The 18,534-nt window shown below is 41.5% G+C and carries 10 protein-coding genes; 9 read left to right on the top strand and 1 reads right to left on the bottom strand.

Features of this window, described 5'->3' with window-relative positions:
- The first annotated feature begins 116 nt into the window (after nucleotides 1-116).
- The 9 genes from JOE49_RS03330 to metK all read left to right on the top strand — a co-directional run bounded on the left by JOE49_RS03330 (nucleotide 117) and on the right by metK (nucleotide 17,455).
- Nucleotides 117-1,247 carry a glycosyltransferase family 4 protein gene (locus JOE49_RS03330; protein ID WP_028542169.1) on the top strand — a complete coding sequence of 377 codons (1,131 nt, stop codon included), beginning with the start codon at nucleotides 117-119 and terminating at the stop codon, nucleotides 1,245-1,247.
- A 190-nt stretch (nucleotides 1,248-1,437) separates the two neighbouring features.
- Nucleotides 1,438-5,457, top strand: a complete 4,020-nt coding sequence (locus tag JOE49_RS03325; protein WP_209940557.1) for an S-layer homology domain-containing protein — start codon at nucleotides 1,438-1,440, stop codon at nucleotides 5,455-5,457.
- Between the two features lie 352 nt (nucleotides 5,458-5,809).
- On the top strand, nucleotides 5,810-8,947 hold the full coding sequence (locus JOE49_RS03320) for an efflux RND transporter permease subunit (protein ID WP_160788476.1): 3,138 nt from the start codon (nucleotides 5,810-5,812) through the stop codon (nucleotides 8,945-8,947).
- A 19-nt stretch (nucleotides 8,948-8,966) separates the two neighbouring features.
- On the top strand, nucleotides 8,967-10,313 hold the full coding sequence (locus JOE49_RS03315) for an efflux RND transporter periplasmic adaptor subunit (protein WP_160788477.1): 1,347 nt from the start codon (nucleotides 8,967-8,969) through the stop codon (nucleotides 10,311-10,313).
- 542 nt (nucleotides 10,314-10,855) lie between these two features.
- The gene (locus JOE49_RS03310) at nucleotides 10,856-13,225 is read left to right on the top strand and encodes a copper amine oxidase N-terminal domain-containing protein (RefSeq protein WP_160788478.1); all 2,370 of its coding nucleotides are present in this window, start codon (nucleotides 10,856-10,858) and stop codon (nucleotides 13,223-13,225) included.
- Between the two features lie 99 nt (nucleotides 13,226-13,324).
- The gene (locus tag JOE49_RS03305) at nucleotides 13,325-14,863 is read left to right on the top strand and encodes a stalk domain-containing protein (protein WP_209940556.1); all 1,539 of its coding nucleotides are present in this window, start codon (nucleotides 13,325-13,327) and stop codon (nucleotides 14,861-14,863) included.
- A 45-nt stretch (nucleotides 14,864-14,908) separates the two neighbouring features.
- Nucleotides 14,909-15,487 carry a hypothetical protein gene (locus tag JOE49_RS03300; protein ID WP_053326256.1) on the top strand — a complete coding sequence of 193 codons (579 nt, stop codon included), beginning with the start codon at nucleotides 14,909-14,911 and terminating at the stop codon, nucleotides 15,485-15,487.
- A 141-nt stretch (nucleotides 15,488-15,628) separates the two neighbouring features.
- On the top strand, nucleotides 15,629-15,919 hold the full coding sequence (locus JOE49_RS03295; RefSeq protein ID WP_013312299.1) for an alpha/beta-type small acid-soluble spore protein: 291 nt from the start codon (nucleotides 15,629-15,631) through the stop codon (nucleotides 15,917-15,919).
- Nucleotides 15,920-16,252: 333 nt separating this feature from the next.
- The gene (gene metK, locus JOE49_RS03290; RefSeq protein ID WP_023990685.1) at nucleotides 16,253-17,455 is read left to right on the top strand and encodes a methionine adenosyltransferase; all 1,203 of its coding nucleotides are present in this window, start codon (nucleotides 16,253-16,255) and stop codon (nucleotides 17,453-17,455) included.
- 128 nt (nucleotides 17,456-17,583) lie between these two features.
- On the opposite strand, the gene JOE49_RS03285 is transcribed toward metK, so the two are convergent.
- The gene (locus tag JOE49_RS03285) at nucleotides 17,584-18,486 is read right to left on the bottom strand and encodes a TetR/AcrR family transcriptional regulator (protein ID WP_028542162.1); all 903 of its coding nucleotides are present in this window, start codon (nucleotides 18,484-18,486) and stop codon (nucleotides 17,584-17,586) included.
- Nucleotides 18,487-18,534: the final 48 nt, after the last annotated feature.

The raw sequence follows: 18,534 nt of genomic DNA, 5'->3' as shown, positions 1-18,534 counted from the left end.
CAAAACCCGCTAATTTGCCAGAATATGAAGCTTGGTATTTATTTTTGATCAGAGTATAATTCAATGCGGTTACATCTGAAAAGGGATTGCTTTAAAATTGGGGGTCGAATGATCAAATGTTATTGATCTATATTATTGGGTTCATCATGGCACTGGGACTTGCGCTGTTACTGACACCGCTCGTCAAGAAATTCGCTGTGAAGGTTGGAGCCGTCGATGTACCGAATGCCCGAAAAGTACATACCCGAATTATGCCGCGTCTTGGCGGACTGGGGATTTTCTTGGCATTTCTGTTGTCCTTATTGGCGGTGTTACCTTTTGTGCCTGACGGAATGCTGTCCTCTCGGGATATTAACTTTATCGCAGCCTTTCTGATTGGTGGTACGCTGATTACACTGATTGGTGCTCTCGATGATCGTTTTGATCTCAATGCAAAATTGAAATTTTTGGCTCAAATTGCCGTTGCGTGTATGGTCGTGTTTGCTTTTGATATTCGTGTAGATTTTGTAAATGTACCTTTTCAGGATGCATACTCATCTTTGGAAAGCTGGATTTCCATTCCGCTTACGATTTTTTGGATCGTAGGTGTAACGAATGCCATCAATTTGATTGACGGTCTGGATGGACTGGCTGCAGGTGTCTCAGGAATTGCGATTGGAACTATCTTTGTGATGTCGGTACTGATGGGCAATTACATGGTAGCTATGCTTTGTCTTGTGCTGCTGGGCAGTATTATCGGATTCTTATTTTTTAACTTTCATCCTGCGAAGATATTCATGGGTGATACAGGGTCATTATTTTTAGGTTTCTCTCTGGCCATGCTATCCATGCTTGGTTTCAAGCAAATTGCTATCGTATCTTTTATTACGCCATTGATTATTATCGGTGTACCTTTGTCAGATACATTCTTTGCTATCATTCGTCGCAAGTTGCAGAAAAAACCGATTTTCTCTCCGGATAAAGGTCATTTGCATCACTGCTTACGCGAACTAGGTTTCAGTCACAGACAGACGGTGTTGATTATCTACGGTATTGCTGCATTTTTCGGTGTATTGGCGGTGATTCAATCGTCTGCTGCGCTTAATGAAGCGAACTGGGTCACCTTTGTCGTGATTTGTATTATGATGTTCTTCCTACAGATCGGTGCAGAGGTTATTGGTCTTGTTGGCAAAACCAAACGCCCAGTTATTAATACACTGATTCGGTTGCTGGCTAAGCCAGATTCCCAAACACGTTCGAAATTATAATTTTAATTTAAAAGTAAGTCTTCAAGCTCGGCGGTATACCGCGGGTTTGAAGGCTTTTTTGATGTTTGCTGTAAAAAAACTCCCTCCTTTTTTGAGAATTTACTAATTTTTTGTATGTTTACTACCGATAAAAAAAGTATTGAATGATTACGTACCCCAAGGTGCGACAGAATCAAAGGAGGACAATGATTTGAAACGATTGCTATCCATGTTGCTGACGGTTGGTCTCATCATTGGCTTGGTGCCGGCGGCCCTGGTAGGTACGGCTCATGCTGCGACGGGAACTTATTTTATTTTTCCAAGTGAAAAATATGATGTGGATTCGGCTAGAATGGTAAACACTGACCGAGTTACAGTTAACGGTACGATTAACGGAGTGAACGGAAGTACTATATCTTATAGTGTATTCCAACTCTCTAAAAATGGAACAAACCTTAACGTGGTTAATAAGAACGAGAGTCAAAAAGGCGGAATTACGGTCAGTGGCTCTACGCTTAAAGTTACAGACATTAAACTGTTTCCTGGTTTGAACCGGATTACATTTCAAAGCAGCCAAAATTCGGCTGATATGAAGGACTCCATTTACATTGAGTATCAGGATGGGCCCAAGCTTTATGATCTATCTGCTACGCTGAATGGTGCAACCGAGCAGTTGCTAGAGAATCAGACAGCGGTGCTGACAGACGCACGCAATAGCGGTACGGATGATGTAAAAGTAGTCATTCAAGGTACGGCTCCTAATGCTGACAGTGTAACGCTCACGTCTGCAAAAAGTAGTAATACGTATAATGTATCCTCTTACACTGGCTATAAACTAACAGGTAGTGTTGTACTGAGTCCGGGTAAAAATATAGTGACTATTAAAGTGAATAACGGAACTCAGGCTCTTACAGTTACACGTGAAATTACGATTTATACGGGTAAACCGGAATTCTCTGATTTGACCTTGAACAAGGATGGGAATGTTTCTGCCGATCTGACCACTTCGCCTGACTTTACTGTATCGTCTACAAGTGGTGTGGTTTTAAAAGGTAACGTTTTGGTACCAGCTGGTGCGACCGATCCAGGAGTAGCCACAATCAATGCACGTTTTACCGATGTGAGTAACAATGGTAGTGCTGTGGGTAGTGCGACTGGGGTTGATGCCACAATTGATACTGCAAATATAGTTACATCAAATGGCTATAAAGTATATCCATTTCAGGTGACTGTACCTTCGGAAGCTGTACTTGATCATTTGACCAGGGCATCCCTGGGCATAACTTATACGGATAGCAGTACACCTCCAGCTCCATCGGCTGTCCAATTTACATTGCGCAGTAGCACTCAGCCGTATATTGATGATGTTAACTATCTTCCTGATTTTAATACTCAATTGTTGAACAGAATTAATGGAAGCGGGTCTGATCAGGCAGCTGCTCTAGATGAAGCTATGAAATTAACAGGTAGCTCTATGAAGAACAAGACTACAGATGCTGCATCTGTACCTGTAGGTATGGAGTTTATCGTTGTTAATGGCGCACCTTCTTCAATTAATGAGCTTTCCGGAGTATCGGTTCATACTGTAGGGTCTCCTCAAGATGTAATTCGTACAATCAATGGTAAGTCAACGCAAGTGAAGAAAATTGTTGCTTATGTAGACACTTTACCTAAAGAAGGACAAAATGTACTGAATTTTTATCTGAATGGTGACTCGACCAAGTTAATTAAAGCAACGGTGAATCTGTTGCAGGGTCCGTTCATGAAATACGACACGATTTATGATGGGCAACAAATTCCGTTGAATACATCCAGCTCAAACTTGAATACCTATAAATTGACTCAGCTGGGCTACTTTAAAGGTAAATTGCTTGATGTGAGCAACGCAGCAGATATTCATTACACTGGAAGTAACCGAAATGTATTCCTGTATGTTAATAATGTATTGGTTGATCTGGATGGTTCAGGAGCGGACTTCAAGCTTGCTGCTTCCTCAGAGACAGCCGCAGCCAATGCCTTAGCGAACGGGAATAATGAAATCAAGTTTGTATACAAGCCAGGTATTGAGTATAGCAATACGGTAAAAGTAAACTTTACACAGACGAATATTCCAGTAATTCCTGTTCCAAACACACAAGGAATCATCCCTTTTACACCAGTTAGCGGCTTGAGCAATACGCCGAAATACAGCGAAATTGCTCCGAAATCAAAAGATGCTAATTTCACCAAAGTGGATGACACTAACTACAACACATCTCTGAAAAATATCAATGTATTTGGTACTTTCAGTATTGCTGATTTGGGTAAAGCAGATCAGGTAAGTGGTTCGTTAAGTGATATTGCTAATAAAGATCAATATATTTTGGAGATTAAGGGATCGGATGACAGTGAAGTCAACTGGACGCTGAGTAACGAGTTTTTCTCAGCAGAAGATGCTAAGACAACATACAATTCCGGTTCTACTACAGATAAATTTACAAATAAAGATTTAAAAGACCTGCTTGTGTACTACCATCCGGACAAAAAGTATTTCAGCTTTGTGTTGAAAAACCAAACTATTTCGCAAGATGGAACACCAGTAGCTTATAACATTACCTTGTACAATAGCGGCAAGAGCGGACCATTTGCTACTTTCCGACTGCAAGTATCCGGTCAATCCACATCTTTTGATATTTTGCGTCCGCTCCCTGAAAAGAGAATCGTGAATCAAAACTTTGTGCAAGTTGTTGTAAACGCAGGTAATGCAGATAGTGTTACGGTAGGTAAAGAAACAGCAGTTCAAGAGGGATTCGACTCTGATTATGATGGTACCATTGATTATCCATCTACTTACAAAGCCATCGTTACAGGTCTAAAAGCCAACAAAGATAATAAAATTGACGTAGTGGTTACTGTAGGTAAAGAAAAATTGAAACAGACCATTACTGTTAAATATGTGCCTACTAATATTCCTGGTGAGCAGTACATGGAAGCGATGAAAACATCGCACAAAGTGTTCGATGGCAATCTTACACTTGCTTTTGCAAAGGGAACGAGTCTGATTCGTCGGGATTACGATCAACCGCAACAGTTCAAAAACCAGGTTTTCTCTGGTCACACTTTGTACTTTGCGATAGCAAATAGCGAAGATGGTGTGGTCGATCGTCATGAATTTGAAACCGAAAAAGCATTGTCGGATATGCAGAGCTTGATTGCAGATGGAAGTAGATACTTTAACAGAGAATTCCCAAATCGTTTTACCAAGTCAAGTCCAGTATTCTGGATTGACCCAGGTACAGCAGATGACATTAAAACAGATGATTACGATCCGGTAACTTATGGTGCCGATCCTTATCAATTGGCTAACAAGTCGCAAAATGACAGTAGCAAGATTAAAAACTTCTACTGGCGTGATCCTTCTAATGAATTAGTACCATCCAAGCGTGCAACATTAACTTTGACATATGATAACAGTATCGCTCAGGATGCAGGGAAACAAATGACGGTGTTCTATTTTGATTCTGATCTTAAAGATTGGCAGAACATTGGTGGTGTGGTGGATCCGAAAAAACATACCATTAAGGTACCGTTTGATCGTTTCGGTTACTATGTAGTTGCTAAAGTTGGAGAAACGTATAGTGATGTCATTAAGCATAAATACGCCAGAGATTACATCGAAGCCATCTTGGCTAAAGGTGTTATGAACCCAATGGATCCGATTAATAGCTTTGGACCAGACAGCTACATTAAAAGAGGCGAATTTACGTCTATGATCGTCAAAGGTCTGCAAATTCCGCTTAATTTCAGCGGAGCGAAGCATTTCGACGACGTATCTATTCCAAATACGATATCAGCAGATGCGCTCTATGATTATCGTTATATTGAAACAGCTGCACGCGCCGGTATTGTCAAAGGTTCGCAACCAAGAATCTTTATGCCGGAAGATGTAATCACACGCCAAGATGCAGCAGTCATTATTGCCAAGGCATTGAATTTGAAGCTGGAAACAGATCATGACAAGATCATGAAGAACCTGTCTAAGACCTTTAAAGATGCGGACAAGATTGATTACTATGCGCAAGCATCTATATTGGCTATTGCCAAAAAAGGCTTTATCACAGGGTCACCTGTGGATGCAAGCGATCTGAAAAAGGGATATATGTTTAATCCTACTTCCTTGACCTTGCGCGGAGATGCAGCGATTATTGTAGCTAAAGTTATGGCTGATAAAAAGCTGCTTCCTAAAATCTAATCAACAAAACACCTGAAATTATTAAACATCCCTCCATGCGAAATGGTAATTCCCTTTCATATACATGAGAGGGATGTTTTTTATAAATCAGCTATTTGACTGGGATTAAGGGCCTATGCCATAATATCAATGAGGTAAAAACTGTGGATTAGCCTTACAATGTTTTTGGTTTTGGATTTGGCTTAAACGTCTGTAATTAATTGCTTTTTTTTAAGTATTTATCTCAAAATGTGTTTATTATTTTTCCATATGTTTTTTTTGCACATTTATCTGAAACTTTACGCCTATTTCATCGTAGTAGAGGATGTGTGTGCTTAAATATTACATAGAGAAGTGAGTGGGGAGTGATGAGATGTCTCAGTTTTCAATACGCCGTCCTGTAACAGTATTTATGTTAATTATTGCTTTGTTAATCGGGGGCGGTATTTTTGCGTTAAGACTTCCTGTAGAGCAAATGCCGGATATGAAGCTGCCATTCGCTGCAGTGGTGACTAGTATTCCAAATGCAACGCCTACAGAAGTTGAGGAATTGGTTACTAAACCTATTGAGAAAAGTCTGGCTTCTATTGAGAACGTGGACACAATCATGTCCGAGTCTTCAGAAGGAACATCTATGGTCATGATTCAATTTAACTGGGGAGTAGATATCAATCAAGCAACCCTCGACATGCGAGATAAAGTTGATGGGGTTAAAGGGTCTCTTCCCAAGGCGGCTAATTCGCCGCGTGTCCTTAAGGTGGATCTCAACGCAACGCCGGTTATTACGCTCTCTCTTACAGGAGACCAGGATATTAACAAGTTGAAGCCTATTGCTGAAGATATTATTGAGCCGCGGCTTGAAAGAATTGCGGGAGTAGCTGCAGCCAACATGTCAGGTGGGCAAGCTCGGCTTGTGAAGATTACTGTAGACCAAGCCAAACTTCAAAGCTATGGCATTACGCTAGATCAAATCAGCCAAGCGCTATCGTCTAATAACGTAGCGGGTTCTGCTGGTTCGGTGTACCGAGGTAATACAGAAATCCAACTTCGGGTTCAAGGTGAATACAAAGCTGTTTCAGAAATGGGTGAAACGCCAATTCCAGTAGGGAAGGGAAGCATTAAGCTAAAGGACATCGCGACAGTTGAAGATTCCTTGGATGATGTTACAACCATTTCTACCTATAACGGAAAGCCAAGTATCAATATTTCTGTTACTAAAGCCACAGGGGGGAATACCCTTTCAATCGCCGATTCTGTAAAGGATAGTTTAGATTCGATACGGAAGGAATTGCCTCCGGGAACTCAATTGGAGATGGTAACAGATGCATCCAAACCGATTAGCGACTCCGTACACTCACTAGTAGAGCATGCTATATTGGGACTTATTATCGCAGCTATTGTGTTGCTGTTATTTTTGAATAGTATACGTTCTACCATTATTGCTACTATCGTTATTCCAATTTCCTTCGTAGCTACGTTTATGATGATGTATTTCACCGGACAAACCATTAATATTATTTCACTGAGCGGTTTGCTTCTGGGGTTAGGATCCTTTGTCGATTTTGCGGTTGTTATTATTGAGAATATTTTTAGACAGCGACATGAAGGGAAAAGCATGCTACAAGGGGCTATTGATGGCTCCAAGCAGGTGGGTAATGCCGTTATGGCATCTGCACTTGCGCAGATCGTAGTATTTTTACCAGTTGTTTTTGTTGACGGAATTGCGGGAGTTCTATTTAAACCGTTGGCGTTAACAGTTATTTTCTCTCACATTGCAGCCTTGCTTGTATCCCTTATGATTGTGCCGATGCTGGGATCACGTTGGCTACCTACCGTGCCAGATGAATCCATTTATTCTTCAGGTACTTATAAGGGTGTTAACCCTATTGTGTGGTTTAATATTGGTTTCGAGAAATTTAAGAGTGGGTATCGCCGTATACTGAAGTGGGGAATTAACCATAGAAAATCTGTGTTAATTATTACTTTATTAATGTTTGTGGCAGCTGGGGCTCTAGTTCCTTTCGTTAAGGCTGAATTTATCCCAGCATCCGATACTGGGGAATTCACAATTAATGTGAAACTTCCTAATGGAACGGTCTTGGAAGAAACGGAAAAGGTTGTTCAAGATATAGAAAAAGAAATTTTGAAAGTTCCGGATCTAGATAAAATGACAGTGACTGTTGGTTCTGGTGGCAATTCTGGTTATTCAGGGGCAGCTCCAACCAACTCAGCAGATCTAAGTGTAACACTGAAGGATGGACATCAGGCAACAGATGGTGTAGTTGATGGCCTTCGTAAAAAATTTGATAGCATTCCGGATGCAGAGATTACAATGGCGTCTACAACAGGCCTTTCAAGCGGAGCGGCTGTTAATATTAACTTAAAAGGTGACGATATTGACGTCCTGAGAGAACTCTCGGACAATCTCGTTGCGGACGTAAAAAACATACCGGGTACGGTCAATGTGAAAAGTACCTTGAGTGCTGTTCGCGAAGAATATGAGATTACCGTTAATCGTGAACTTGCAAGTCGATATGGCTTATCAGCGACCCAAATCTTATCTGCAGTGAATACTTCTTTTAATGGATCAGTCGCCACAAGCTATCGTACAGGTGAAGATCAGATTGATGTGAAGATATCGTTGCCAGAGAAAAACCGCCATGATTTGTCAAATCTAAAAGCCTTACGGATCACCACTTCGCAAGGTATTGATGTACCTTTGTCTTCCGTAGTAAGTATTGATAAACGGACTGTACCCGATACTGTTACTCGTGAAGACCAAACGCGTCAAGTGCAGATTACAGCTGATATTGATGGAACAGGGGATATTCTTACTATTAATCAAAAAATAGATGCTCTATTGAAGACTACTCACTTCCCAGAGGGCTACAGTGCAGATACGGGTGGCGGCCAAAATGAACAAATGATGGAGTCTTTCATGAACTTAGCGATAGCTATTTTGCTATCTGTCGTGCTCATTTATATGGTTATGGCAGGACAGTTCGAATCGTTGCTCACACCGTTTGTTATTATGTTTTCCGTTCCACCTACGGTAATTGGTGTGCTTATCGGTTTAGCTGTAACCGGGGCGAGTCTCAGCGTTTCAGCTTTGACAGGTTACATCATGCTCGTCGGTTTGGTCGTCAACAATGCCATTGTTATGATTGACTTTATAATTCAGCTCCGAAAAGACGGCCAAGATCGGGATGAAGCTATTATTCATGGAGCGTCTGAGCGGTTGCGTCCGATTTTGATGACCACGCTGGCTACGGTACTAGCTTTGCTCCCAATGGCATTCGCTACAGGCAGTGGTAACGAGACACAAGCACCGATGGCAGTTGTTGTTGTATTCGGGTTATCCTTCGCAGCTGTTATTACATTGATTCTTATTCCGGTAGTCTACGTCATCATGGATAATATGATAGAAAAACGTAAGAATCGGAAATTAAAAAGACAAGCAAAGAGAGAACAAAAAAAAGAAGCGAAACTACAAAAAAGTGTTCATATATAAGGTGAGGTGGAGAAACATAATGAATAAAAAAAGTGCTCTGATTGCTACAACTTTGCTTTTATCAGTTGCATTAGCGGGTTGCGGTGGGGGGGAGGCCCCTGCCGCACCAACTACGGCGCAGCAAGCCATTCCGGTCCAAGTGGCAAAAGTGACCAAAGGTAGTATTAACGATTCAACAGGTATTATTGGAAGCTTTGCTCCTAAAGAGACGGCTCAGGTGTCTCCGAAAATTAGTGGCAAAATTCAAAGCATTAACCTTACAGTGGGGCAAAAAGTAAATAAGGGCGACACATTGTTTACTATAGACCAAAAGGACTTGCGGGACTCGATTAAGCAATCCCAGGAATCGTACCAGGTTGCCCTGGCCAATTTAAAGCAGGCAGAGTCAGGTGCAGCGCAATCGGTGCAGCAGGCAGAATCCAGCGTGGATCAAGCCAAAAGTGCGCTTGTCCAGCAAGACAACACGATCACTCAAGCTCAGACTAGTCTGGTAGATGCTCAGAGTTCTGTGCGTGATGCTCAAAATACGCTTAATCGCAACCAACAGCTGTTTAGTGCGGGTGCTCTTTCTCAATCCGAGTTAGAGCAGTCTCAAATAGCGCATAGAAGGGCTGTAACTGCGGTGGAGAATGCACAGATCACACTTCATAATGCGCAAACGTCTAAGGAAAGTGCGCAAACAACATATAATAATGCTCAAAAATCATTACGTCTTGCACAACAGAAAACGGGCATTGACGTAGCTCGTGCTTCTGTCAATCAGGCTAAGTCCAGTTTAGACACAGCTCGTAGTCAATTAGTGGATACTGTAGTCAAAGCTCCGATTTCCGGCACGATATCGGTAGTAACAGGAACCCAAGGGCAAATGGTTAGTGCACAATCTGCGGTTGCTACAATAGCGAATACCAATCCTATTATTGCCAAAGTTAACGTTTCTGAATCTGAGCTTCTTAAGTTGCGGGTGGGTTCATCTGTGACTGTAGGTGTGGACTCCTTAGACAAGCGAATTGAGGCCAGAGTATCGGCCGTCAATCCGGTAATGGATAATGATCTCAAGGCATATCCTGTCGAGATTTCAGTCCCTAATGGTTCTGGCGAATTAAAATCAGGGATGGTTGTAACTGTATACATGAAATCAGAAGCTCCTAAAAACATTTTGGTATCGCAGGATGCCATTACGGAGCAGGCAGGGAAGAAGTATGCTTATGTAGTGGAGGGAACTGTTGCTAAGCGGGTAGAAGTGCAGACAGGCCAGGAAAGTGCCAAACAGGTTGAGGTAACCAAGGGGCTTGCTGAAGGGCAAAATGTTGTCGTTAAGGGCGTTAGTCTGCTTACGGATGGCGCGAAGATTAATGTAGTGAAGTAATTTGTCTCGGTTATATATACTGTAAATCACTGTTACTCCGTCATTCCTACTACTTAAAGTGTATTAGAGTATTAGATTTCAAGGGAATCTATAGACTTTATGTGCTTTATATATTCTATGGATAATTCTTAACGAATATACTCCATTAAAGACCGACTCAGATGTACGGAAATAATCCTTGTACATTTAAGGTTGATAAGGTAAAAGTTGTAGGATGACGGAGGAACAGGTTCAATAGTATAATTATGACTGTGGAAAGCGGAATACATAATCAAAAAAATAAAAAAATTTTTTTGAAACAGGCGCAACTTTTTGAACCCATGCTACGTCTAATTGGGTGAGTATGAAACAAAGGGGTACAAAAGCGTAAAGACAAAATTCGCTAAAAAAAATCTTTACTGCATTGTTATCACATTGTATAATACTGGAGTACGTCATAAATGGACGCTTTCTTTCAACTAGATTCCAAGCTTCTGTGATATTGTCACAGATATCATTTTATAAGGGTTCTCATAAAGCTCGGAAAGGAGGTGTAACGACTGATGAGTGACAAGATCCGACAAAAAGACAAAAATAATATTTCTGGTTATATTCAAGGAGGAGAAAAAAAGGTTATGACAAAGTTTAACAAAAAAATGATCAACGTGCTGGCAACAGCAACATTGGTTGCTGGTGTTGCAGCTCCAATCGCAGCATTGACTGCACCAACTGCAATCCATGCAGCTTCTAGCTATACTGCTGTGAATACTCCTAGCATCAGCTCCAACCAACAAGATAATGCTACTTTGGGTAAGGCTAAAATGAGTGTTAGCCAAGCTTCTGTTGCTAAAGGCGCTACTTTCACTATTACATTGCCTAAAGGTTTTTCCTTCTCTTCTACGGATGCTAATGGCGCAGCTCTGAAAGGCGCAGTTGGTGCTACAACTTCCGCTAGTGAAGCTACTTATGGTTTGGGTATTTATGTTGACGCTGGTGACAACAAAGACGCTGCTGGTTTCCCTGACCAACCTTTGAAGGTTGAACAATTGACTTCCAACTCTGCTAAAGTAACTTTTAATTTTGATAACTCTTTAGACAGTGCAGAAGTCTTCATGAACTTTGCGAGTATCAATGTTACTGGACCTAGCAATGGGCCTGTAAAAGTTTCTATTGATGCTGCTTCCGCAAGTGGTGTGACAAGCGGTGAAGTAACAATTGCAAACGTAGTATCTTCCGGTCAAGTGTCCTTGTCCGCAAATGATACTGTTTCCAGTGAAGATAACTTTACTGCAACTTTGAAAGTTAAAGAAGAAACAGCTGGTTCTTTGGGTAATAACAACATTAAGTTGAAATTGCCTAGCGGCTTCAAATGGGATTCTGCTCCTAAAGATAAAGCTACTATCCTGATTGGAACTGCTATCAAACCGGAAAATGTAAAATATTCTACTGATGGCGATACTTTGACTTTGTCTTTGGATAAAGTTAGTTCTGAGCAAACATCTTTCCAATTGCCTGTAGGGTTCTATGTTGATGATGAAACTAGTGCTAAAGAAGGCGACGTTACAGTTAGCATCTCTGGTAATGCAACAACTGACGTTAGCTCCCTCGTAGTTGGTAGCTATGGTCAAATCGGTGGTGGCGTTTCCGTAGCTACTCCAACAACAATTCTTGCTGGTCATGATGAGCAAAAAATTGGTGATGTTACAATTAAAGAAACTGTCGCTAAATCTTTTGTAAAAGGACGTACTGTAACATTGCGCCTGCCTGAAGGTGCTCGTTGGCAGTCTACTTTTGACAGCAACAACCCAGGAAGCAGTTTCTCCGGTTCTATGGAGAACAGTAATGGATTGGGTGGAGCAGAGGTATCTTACACTGACTCTGACAAACGTACTTTGAAACTGACTTTCAACAATCCTAACAGCACAACTGACGCTGGTACTTTGAAACTGAAAAACGTTGAAGTTGCAACGCAACCAGGTTTCACTGGTGATCTGAACGTTGAAGTTGCTGGTAGCCAAGGTCTGAGCGGTACTGTTAAGGTTGCAACTGTGAAACAAGCAGTTACTCTGGCTGCTGCTTCCAAACCAACCCTGACAATCGGTCTGGGCGATCAACAAGTTGGCGATATCACAATCACTGAAGCTGCTAAAGAAGCTTTCGTTAAGAAAGACGGTAGCCGTGAAGTAATCTTGGAATTGCCAACAGGCGTACGTTTTGCTTCTACTCCAGAAGTAAAAGTTACAGCTGGTGACGTTAAAGTGAAGAGCGTATCTACTGATACTTACGGCGAAAGCAACAAAGGCCGTCTGAGCTTCTACATCGACAGCGAAAGTGCTACTCCAAGTACAATCACAATCTCAGCTCCTAAGCTGACTGTTGACCGTACTGTAGCTCAAGGCGACATCGTTGCTAAGCTGAAAGGTAGCGCAGTTTCTTACACTGCATACAAAGGCGCAACTGACAACACTCAAAACTGGAAAGACAACAACACTGCAGCTGCTGAAGTAGCAATCGCAACTGTTGGAACTCCAGCTCCAGGTGCTACTAAAACTAAAGCTGTCTTCACACTGGGAAGCACTTCCTACACTGTGAACGGCGAAAGTAAAACTTCTGATGTAGCTGCTTATGCTGAAAACGGACGCACTTACTTGCCAGTACGTTATGCAGCTGAAGCTTTGGGTGTATCCCCACAAAACATCCTGTTTGACAAAGCAACTTCCACAGTTACCCTGATTAAAGGTGACCGCGTTGCTCAAATCAAACTGAACACTAACCTGTTGACTGTTAACGGTTCTGTGATTCGTATGGACGTTAAAGCTGTAACTAACAAAAACCGTACTGTACTGCCTATCTTCTGGGTGAGCAGAGCGTTGGATGCATCCATCAACTATGATGCAACTGCTAAAACAGTAACTGTTGAAAACAACAACTAATTTAAGAGCAACTCTTTTGAGTTAACTGAATTAGATGAGAAGAGGGTTCCTTTTGGAGCCCTTTTCTTTTATTAGTCATATTGACAAAGGAGAGAAATTATGAAACGTTTTGGAGTGGCAGCACTTTCTACATTAGTTCTTTCTTCTGCATTTGCCAATTTTGCAGGAGCTCAACCAGATGATATAAAGGTTATTATTAACGGTGTAACTCAGCAATATACCCAGTCCCCAGTTGTTAGCCAAAATACAACCTTGGTGCCTCTCCGTGGTGTTTTTGAAAGCTTGGGTGCGAAAGTCGATTGGGACAGCAAAGCTAAAAAAGTAACTGCTTCTAAAAATGAAGATACATTGGCTCTGAATGTTGGTTCCAAGCTTGCTTATAAGAATAGTGCTCCTGTACAACTCGATGCGGCAACTCAAATTCAAAAGGGTCAAGTACTTGTTCCTCTACGTTTTGTGAGCCAATCATTAGGCGCCAAAGTAAATTGGGATCAAAGTACACGTACAGTAACCATTTCCAATCAAGCTAATGGTAGCACTACAGGCGATCAAACCAATAGTTTGTCCAGTAAGCCTCTCGTAGCTCCTGTGACCCAAGTTACTTATGATACCTACTATAATGATTCTTTGACCTATAATGATGCCGTTAAACTGGCTGTAGCTGATAGTACTTCAGTTAAAACAGCTACAACGAATATCGATCAAGCTGGAAAAATCATGAAAGAAGCAGGCAAGAATATTGACTTTGTTCCAGCAGAAGCAGGTGATGAAGGTCAAGATAAGGCTTTCAAAGGTTATGCCCAAACGAACCTTAATTATGAGGCTGCTAAAAAGAACTTGGATATGACCAAAGAAGGCATTGAGTACAATGTGAAGGATCTTTACAATAAGCTTCTCCAAAAGCAGAATGCCGTTAAACTGGCTGCATTGAATATTGAAGATGCTGAGCGAAAGCTGAAAGTTGCACAAATTAAAAGAGATAACCAAATGTCGAGTGATTATGAGGTTACGCAGGCAACTAATCAGTTGACTCAAAATCAAGCTGCTTTAGAGAAGGCAAAAAAAGATCTAGATAGTGCATATGTATCTTTGAACCAAGTGATTGGTTACAAACCAGAGCAACGTTATGAATTAAAGGATAAACCTGTATATTCTGAGTTTAAAGATAATGTGGAAACTAAAGTAAGCCAAGTACTTACCAGCAGCACGGCTATTTGGCTGAGTGAGCAAAAAGTGGATTTGGCTGAATTGAGCTTGAAGCTCTACAATTTTAGTACGCCAGGTAACACACCTTACGAAGCCGAACAGCTTAATGTTGAGAAAGCTCAGTATGCAACAGAGGGTACAAAGAGACAACTCGAAGAAGCAGTAAGAACAATCTACAACAACATCAAAGCATTGGAAAGCCAATATTCACAGATTCAAGCTGGCTTGGTGAGTGCTAGAAGTGCGGCTGATATGGCTAAGAAGCAATTTGATGTTGGGCTGGCTACAGAGCTTCAGGTTTATGAAGCTAATTTGAAAGTCACTACTGCTGAGCAACAGGCCGAAGATATAGTTACAAATATTGATACTTTGAAGTTGGCTTTTGATAAGCCTTGGGCTATGCAGGGTTCTTCTGGAGCTAGCGCACAATAATTAAAACTTAACTATACTTGCTATAACCTGCTGTAGGAGGACTTCATGAAATCACGCTATAAAGTATCGTTGGCTGCTGTTTTACTTGGAGGAGGAATTGTTGCTGGCTCCTTAATGAACAATTCAGTTAATGGTGCCTCCAGTTCTGGACAACCTGGTACAGCTGATGATCCAGTCGTAACCAAAAGCTATGTCGACCAAAAAATTGCTCAGGCAATTAAAGGTGGAGTACCAGCAAGTAACACGAGCAGTAAAACGACTAGTTCGAATGCTCCAGCAACAAACACTACTTCTAACACAACGGCGTCAGGAACTTCTAGTGCAGGAAAAGCTTCCACACCAGAGCAGACAGAGGCTTTAAAGGTTGTTGATGTAAAGCCTGGTCAAAAACTGATTGCCAAAGCAGGCTCGGAATTTATTTTACGTAATGGTTATGCCGTTGTGTATAGTATGGATGCCAGTGGTGCTATTGATATTACTTCTGGAACGGAAATTGTTCATAATCAGGCTGTCGAGAAAAATCATTTATTATCGTTTCCTAGAGAAGGAAGAGGTATTCAAGTAAAAGAAGGTCAGAAGTTTGGTCTGGTCGTTATGGTACGAGGCGGTTATACTGTTCAGTAAACTGTTTTGTATATAAGCTACTTTCGGTGGCTCTTTTTCTTAAATACTGCTTGGGATAGCAAATTGTTCTTGGCTAAGTTGAACCTAATCGCTGCACACTACCCCCATGAAAGACAATACGTTTAGTGGAGGGTGTATACGATGGCATCAAGAGGTCAAAGACGATTAATTCCTGAAAGCCGTGCCAGGTTAGATGATTTGAAGTATGAGATCGCGGCTGAATTTGGGCTGCCTGTTTATAATCCCCAATATACACATATACAACCTAAGGCTGACAGTGAGTTTGCTGCAGAATTGGGGGAGTTTGCGGGGAGCGAAAATGTAGCATGGCGTGATTTAACTTCAAGACAGAACGGTTCAGTTGGTGGTGAAATTACTAAGCGATTGATACAATCTGCTGAACGTAGCTTATCTGAATATGGTACATTGTAAATTGCAATAATTTTTACAGTTTTTGATTATATAGTAGCGTATAAACTGGGGTTATTTACATGTGAATCGAAAATGGTTTGCATGTAAACTTACCTCAATTTCGAAAGTTGTAATTGGGCTGTATGAATTGACACCTTGTTTTAAATAGGATATCATGGCATTTGAGGCTTGTACGCAACCTTTTCCTACCGGAAAAGGTTCATTTTTTATTAATCAGGTGTAACAAGATATCTCCCGCCATTTGTTGGCTTGAAGGTATCTGAATAATACCATTGCCATGTCAGGATTTTTTTATAAATCCTCATGTATTTTAATTGTGGGAGGTTGAAATTCATGTCTGTAAAAGGCCGTCATTTGTTCACGTCCGAGTCTGTAACAGAAGGCCATCCGGATAAAATCTGTGATCAGATATCCGATGCTGTATTGGACGCCTTTCTGGCTAATGACCCTAATGCACGGGTAGCATGTGAAGTATCGGTAGCTACTGGTCTCGTTCTTGTCATTGGTGAAATCAGCTCCAAATCGGAATACGTGGATATTCCATCCATTGTACGTAATACGATTAAGGAAATTGGCTATACACGTGCGAAATACGGTTTCGACTATAATACTTGCGCTGTATTGACTTCTTTGAATGAACAGTCGCCGGACATTGCTCAAGGGGTTAATGCTGCCTTGGAAAGCCGTGATCCTGCTGAAGTAGATAAAGAAACGGAAAACATTGGGGCTGGGGATCAAGGCTTGATGTTTGGTTTTGCTACGAACGAGACACCTGAGTTGATGCCTTTGCCTATCGCTATGTCTCACCGTATTGCACGACGCTTGTCTGAAGTACGTAAGGATGGAACACTGAATTACCTTCGTCCAGACGGTAAAACCCAGGTAACGGTAGAGTATGAAAATGGTAAACCTGTTCGTATTGATGCTATTGTGGTTTCTACGCAGCATGCAGAGGATACTACTTTGGAGCAAATTCAAGCAGACATCAAAGAAAAGGTTATTTTGCCAATTGTCCCTGCCGAATTATTGGATGAGCAAACCAAGTATTACATTAATCCGACAGGACGCTTTGTTATCGGTGGCCCTCAAGGAGATGCAGGTCTGACAGGCCGTAAAATTATTGTGGATACGTATGGTGGTTATGCACGTCATGGCGGGGGAGCATTCTCCGGTAAAGATCCGACCAAAGTGGACCGTTCCGCTGCTTACGCTGCTCGTTATGTAGCGAAAAACCTCGTAGCAGCAGGATTGGCAGACAAAGTGGAAATTCAGCTTGCTTATGCCATCGGTGTAGCTACGCCTGTTTCGATTAACGTCGATACATACGGTACGGGTAAAGTGAGTGATGAGAAGCTGGTTGAATTGATCCGAAATAACTTTGATCTGCGCCCAACAGGCATTATTCGCATGTTGGATCTGCGTCGTCCAATTTATAAGCAAACTGCTGCCTACGGTCACTTTGGCCGTACAGATTTGGATGTACCATGGGAGAGCGTAGATAAAGCTGAAATTCTAAAAGAACAAGCGGGGCTGTAACTCCTCGTATGTTATCAAAATAAAAGTAATAACCCAAAAAGACTGTTTCATGCTTTGCATGAACAGTCTTTTTTTGATGTGTTTCACTGTTAAGTATGAATTTGCTCGGATGTACCGAATGTTGATGACTACTCGGATATCGGTGCATGGTCCAATAAATTTTTAAGTAAACGACAAACCTTTTGCAGTTCCTTGTACTGCTCCAAATACGCAAAAAGGGCTTTCAGGAGACCTTTCTGAGGGTTCGATTTCAGAGCCTCTTCCTTTAAATGAGCGTAGATTTGCTGACACTCCTGTTTCTCCTCTGAACTCCACGAAGACAGCAGTATACTGTCTTCCAAGGAGTGGAGAAGGCTGTTAATTTGACGGCCTTGGTCAAAGGGATTACTTAGAGCACTTTCAGGCAACCAGCCTTGCTTGCTCCAGAACAAATGTGGAGCTGAATCAGCATTGTTCAGGCTGGTTGCCAAGGAACTGGATAAGAAGATGATAAACTGCGTTAGATGTTCAATCGTTTCATCATTCATCCGATCGGCAAAGAAGCGAATATATTCAAACACAATGCTTTTAAGTACAAAGGTCATATCCCATGCATGATCTTCAATGCTCGGTCCAAAAATATCAATCAGACAGTCGCGAACCCATTTGTACAATTTGTATTCATGATTCTCGAACGCGTAATTGAGATGTTCATTCTGAAAAATAAGCATGGAAGGCTCAGGAAGATCCATCATGAGATACACTTTGTTTTCAACGAGATTTTTCAAGTAAAGTACAATAAAACCATGTAGTTTATCGTGCTTAGAAAGATCAGGTTTACTGTAGAGAGCCCGGATGTCTTGTTCAATGTTATTTTCCAGAATGATACACATTTCTAGAGGGAGTTCTTCTTTTCCTTGAAAATATTTATAGAAGGATGCCTTCGCCATCCCACTTTCTTTGGCGATTTCTTCAACAGATGTTGAATAATAGCCTTTTCTGGAGAACAGCCGAATGGCCGCCTGTAAAATATCATTTTTTTTACTTTCCATACATACTTCCCCCTAGGGACCGACCAACTCGGCAGCATAAGAATTCAC

This window comes from Paenibacillus sp. PvR133, from assembly GCF_017833155.1.
Taxonomy (GTDB): Bacteria; Bacillota; Bacilli; order Paenibacillales; family Paenibacillaceae; genus Paenibacillus; species Paenibacillus polymyxa_B.
Note: the sequence above shows the minus strand (reverse complement) of the source record. Positions and strands in the feature narration are given on the sequence as shown.

What these genes read in the sequence shown, in the direction of transcription:
- metK (WP_023990685.1), top strand. Translation starts at nt 16,253, where the DNA reads ATGTCTGTAAAAGGCCGTCATTTGTTCACGTCCGAGTCTGTAACAGAA.
- JOE49_RS03320 (WP_160788476.1), top strand. Translation starts at nt 5,810, where the DNA reads ATGTCTCAGTTTTCAATACGCCGTCCTGTAACAGTATTTATGTTAATT.
- JOE49_RS03315 (WP_160788477.1), top strand. Translation starts at nt 8,967, where the DNA reads ATGAATAAAAAAAGTGCTCTGATTGCTACAACTTTGCTTTTATCAGTT.
- JOE49_RS03300 (WP_053326256.1), top strand. Translation starts at nt 14,909, where the DNA reads ATGAAATCACGCTATAAAGTATCGTTGGCTGCTGTTTTACTTGGAGGA.
- JOE49_RS03285 (WP_028542162.1), bottom strand. Translation starts at nt 18,486, where the DNA reads ATGGAAAGTAAAAAAAATGATATTTTACAGGCGGCCATTCGGCTGTTC.
- JOE49_RS03310 (WP_160788478.1), top strand. Translation starts at nt 10,856, where the DNA reads ATGAGTGACAAGATCCGACAAAAAGACAAAAATAATATTTCTGGTTAT.
- JOE49_RS03330 (WP_028542169.1), top strand. Translation starts at nt 117, where the DNA reads ATGTTATTGATCTATATTATTGGGTTCATCATGGCACTGGGACTTGCG.
- JOE49_RS03305 (WP_209940556.1), top strand. Translation starts at nt 13,325, where the DNA reads ATGAAACGTTTTGGAGTGGCAGCACTTTCTACATTAGTTCTTTCTTCT.
- JOE49_RS03295 (WP_013312299.1), top strand. Translation starts at nt 15,629, where the DNA reads ATGGCATCAAGAGGTCAAAGACGATTAATTCCTGAAAGCCGTGCCAGG.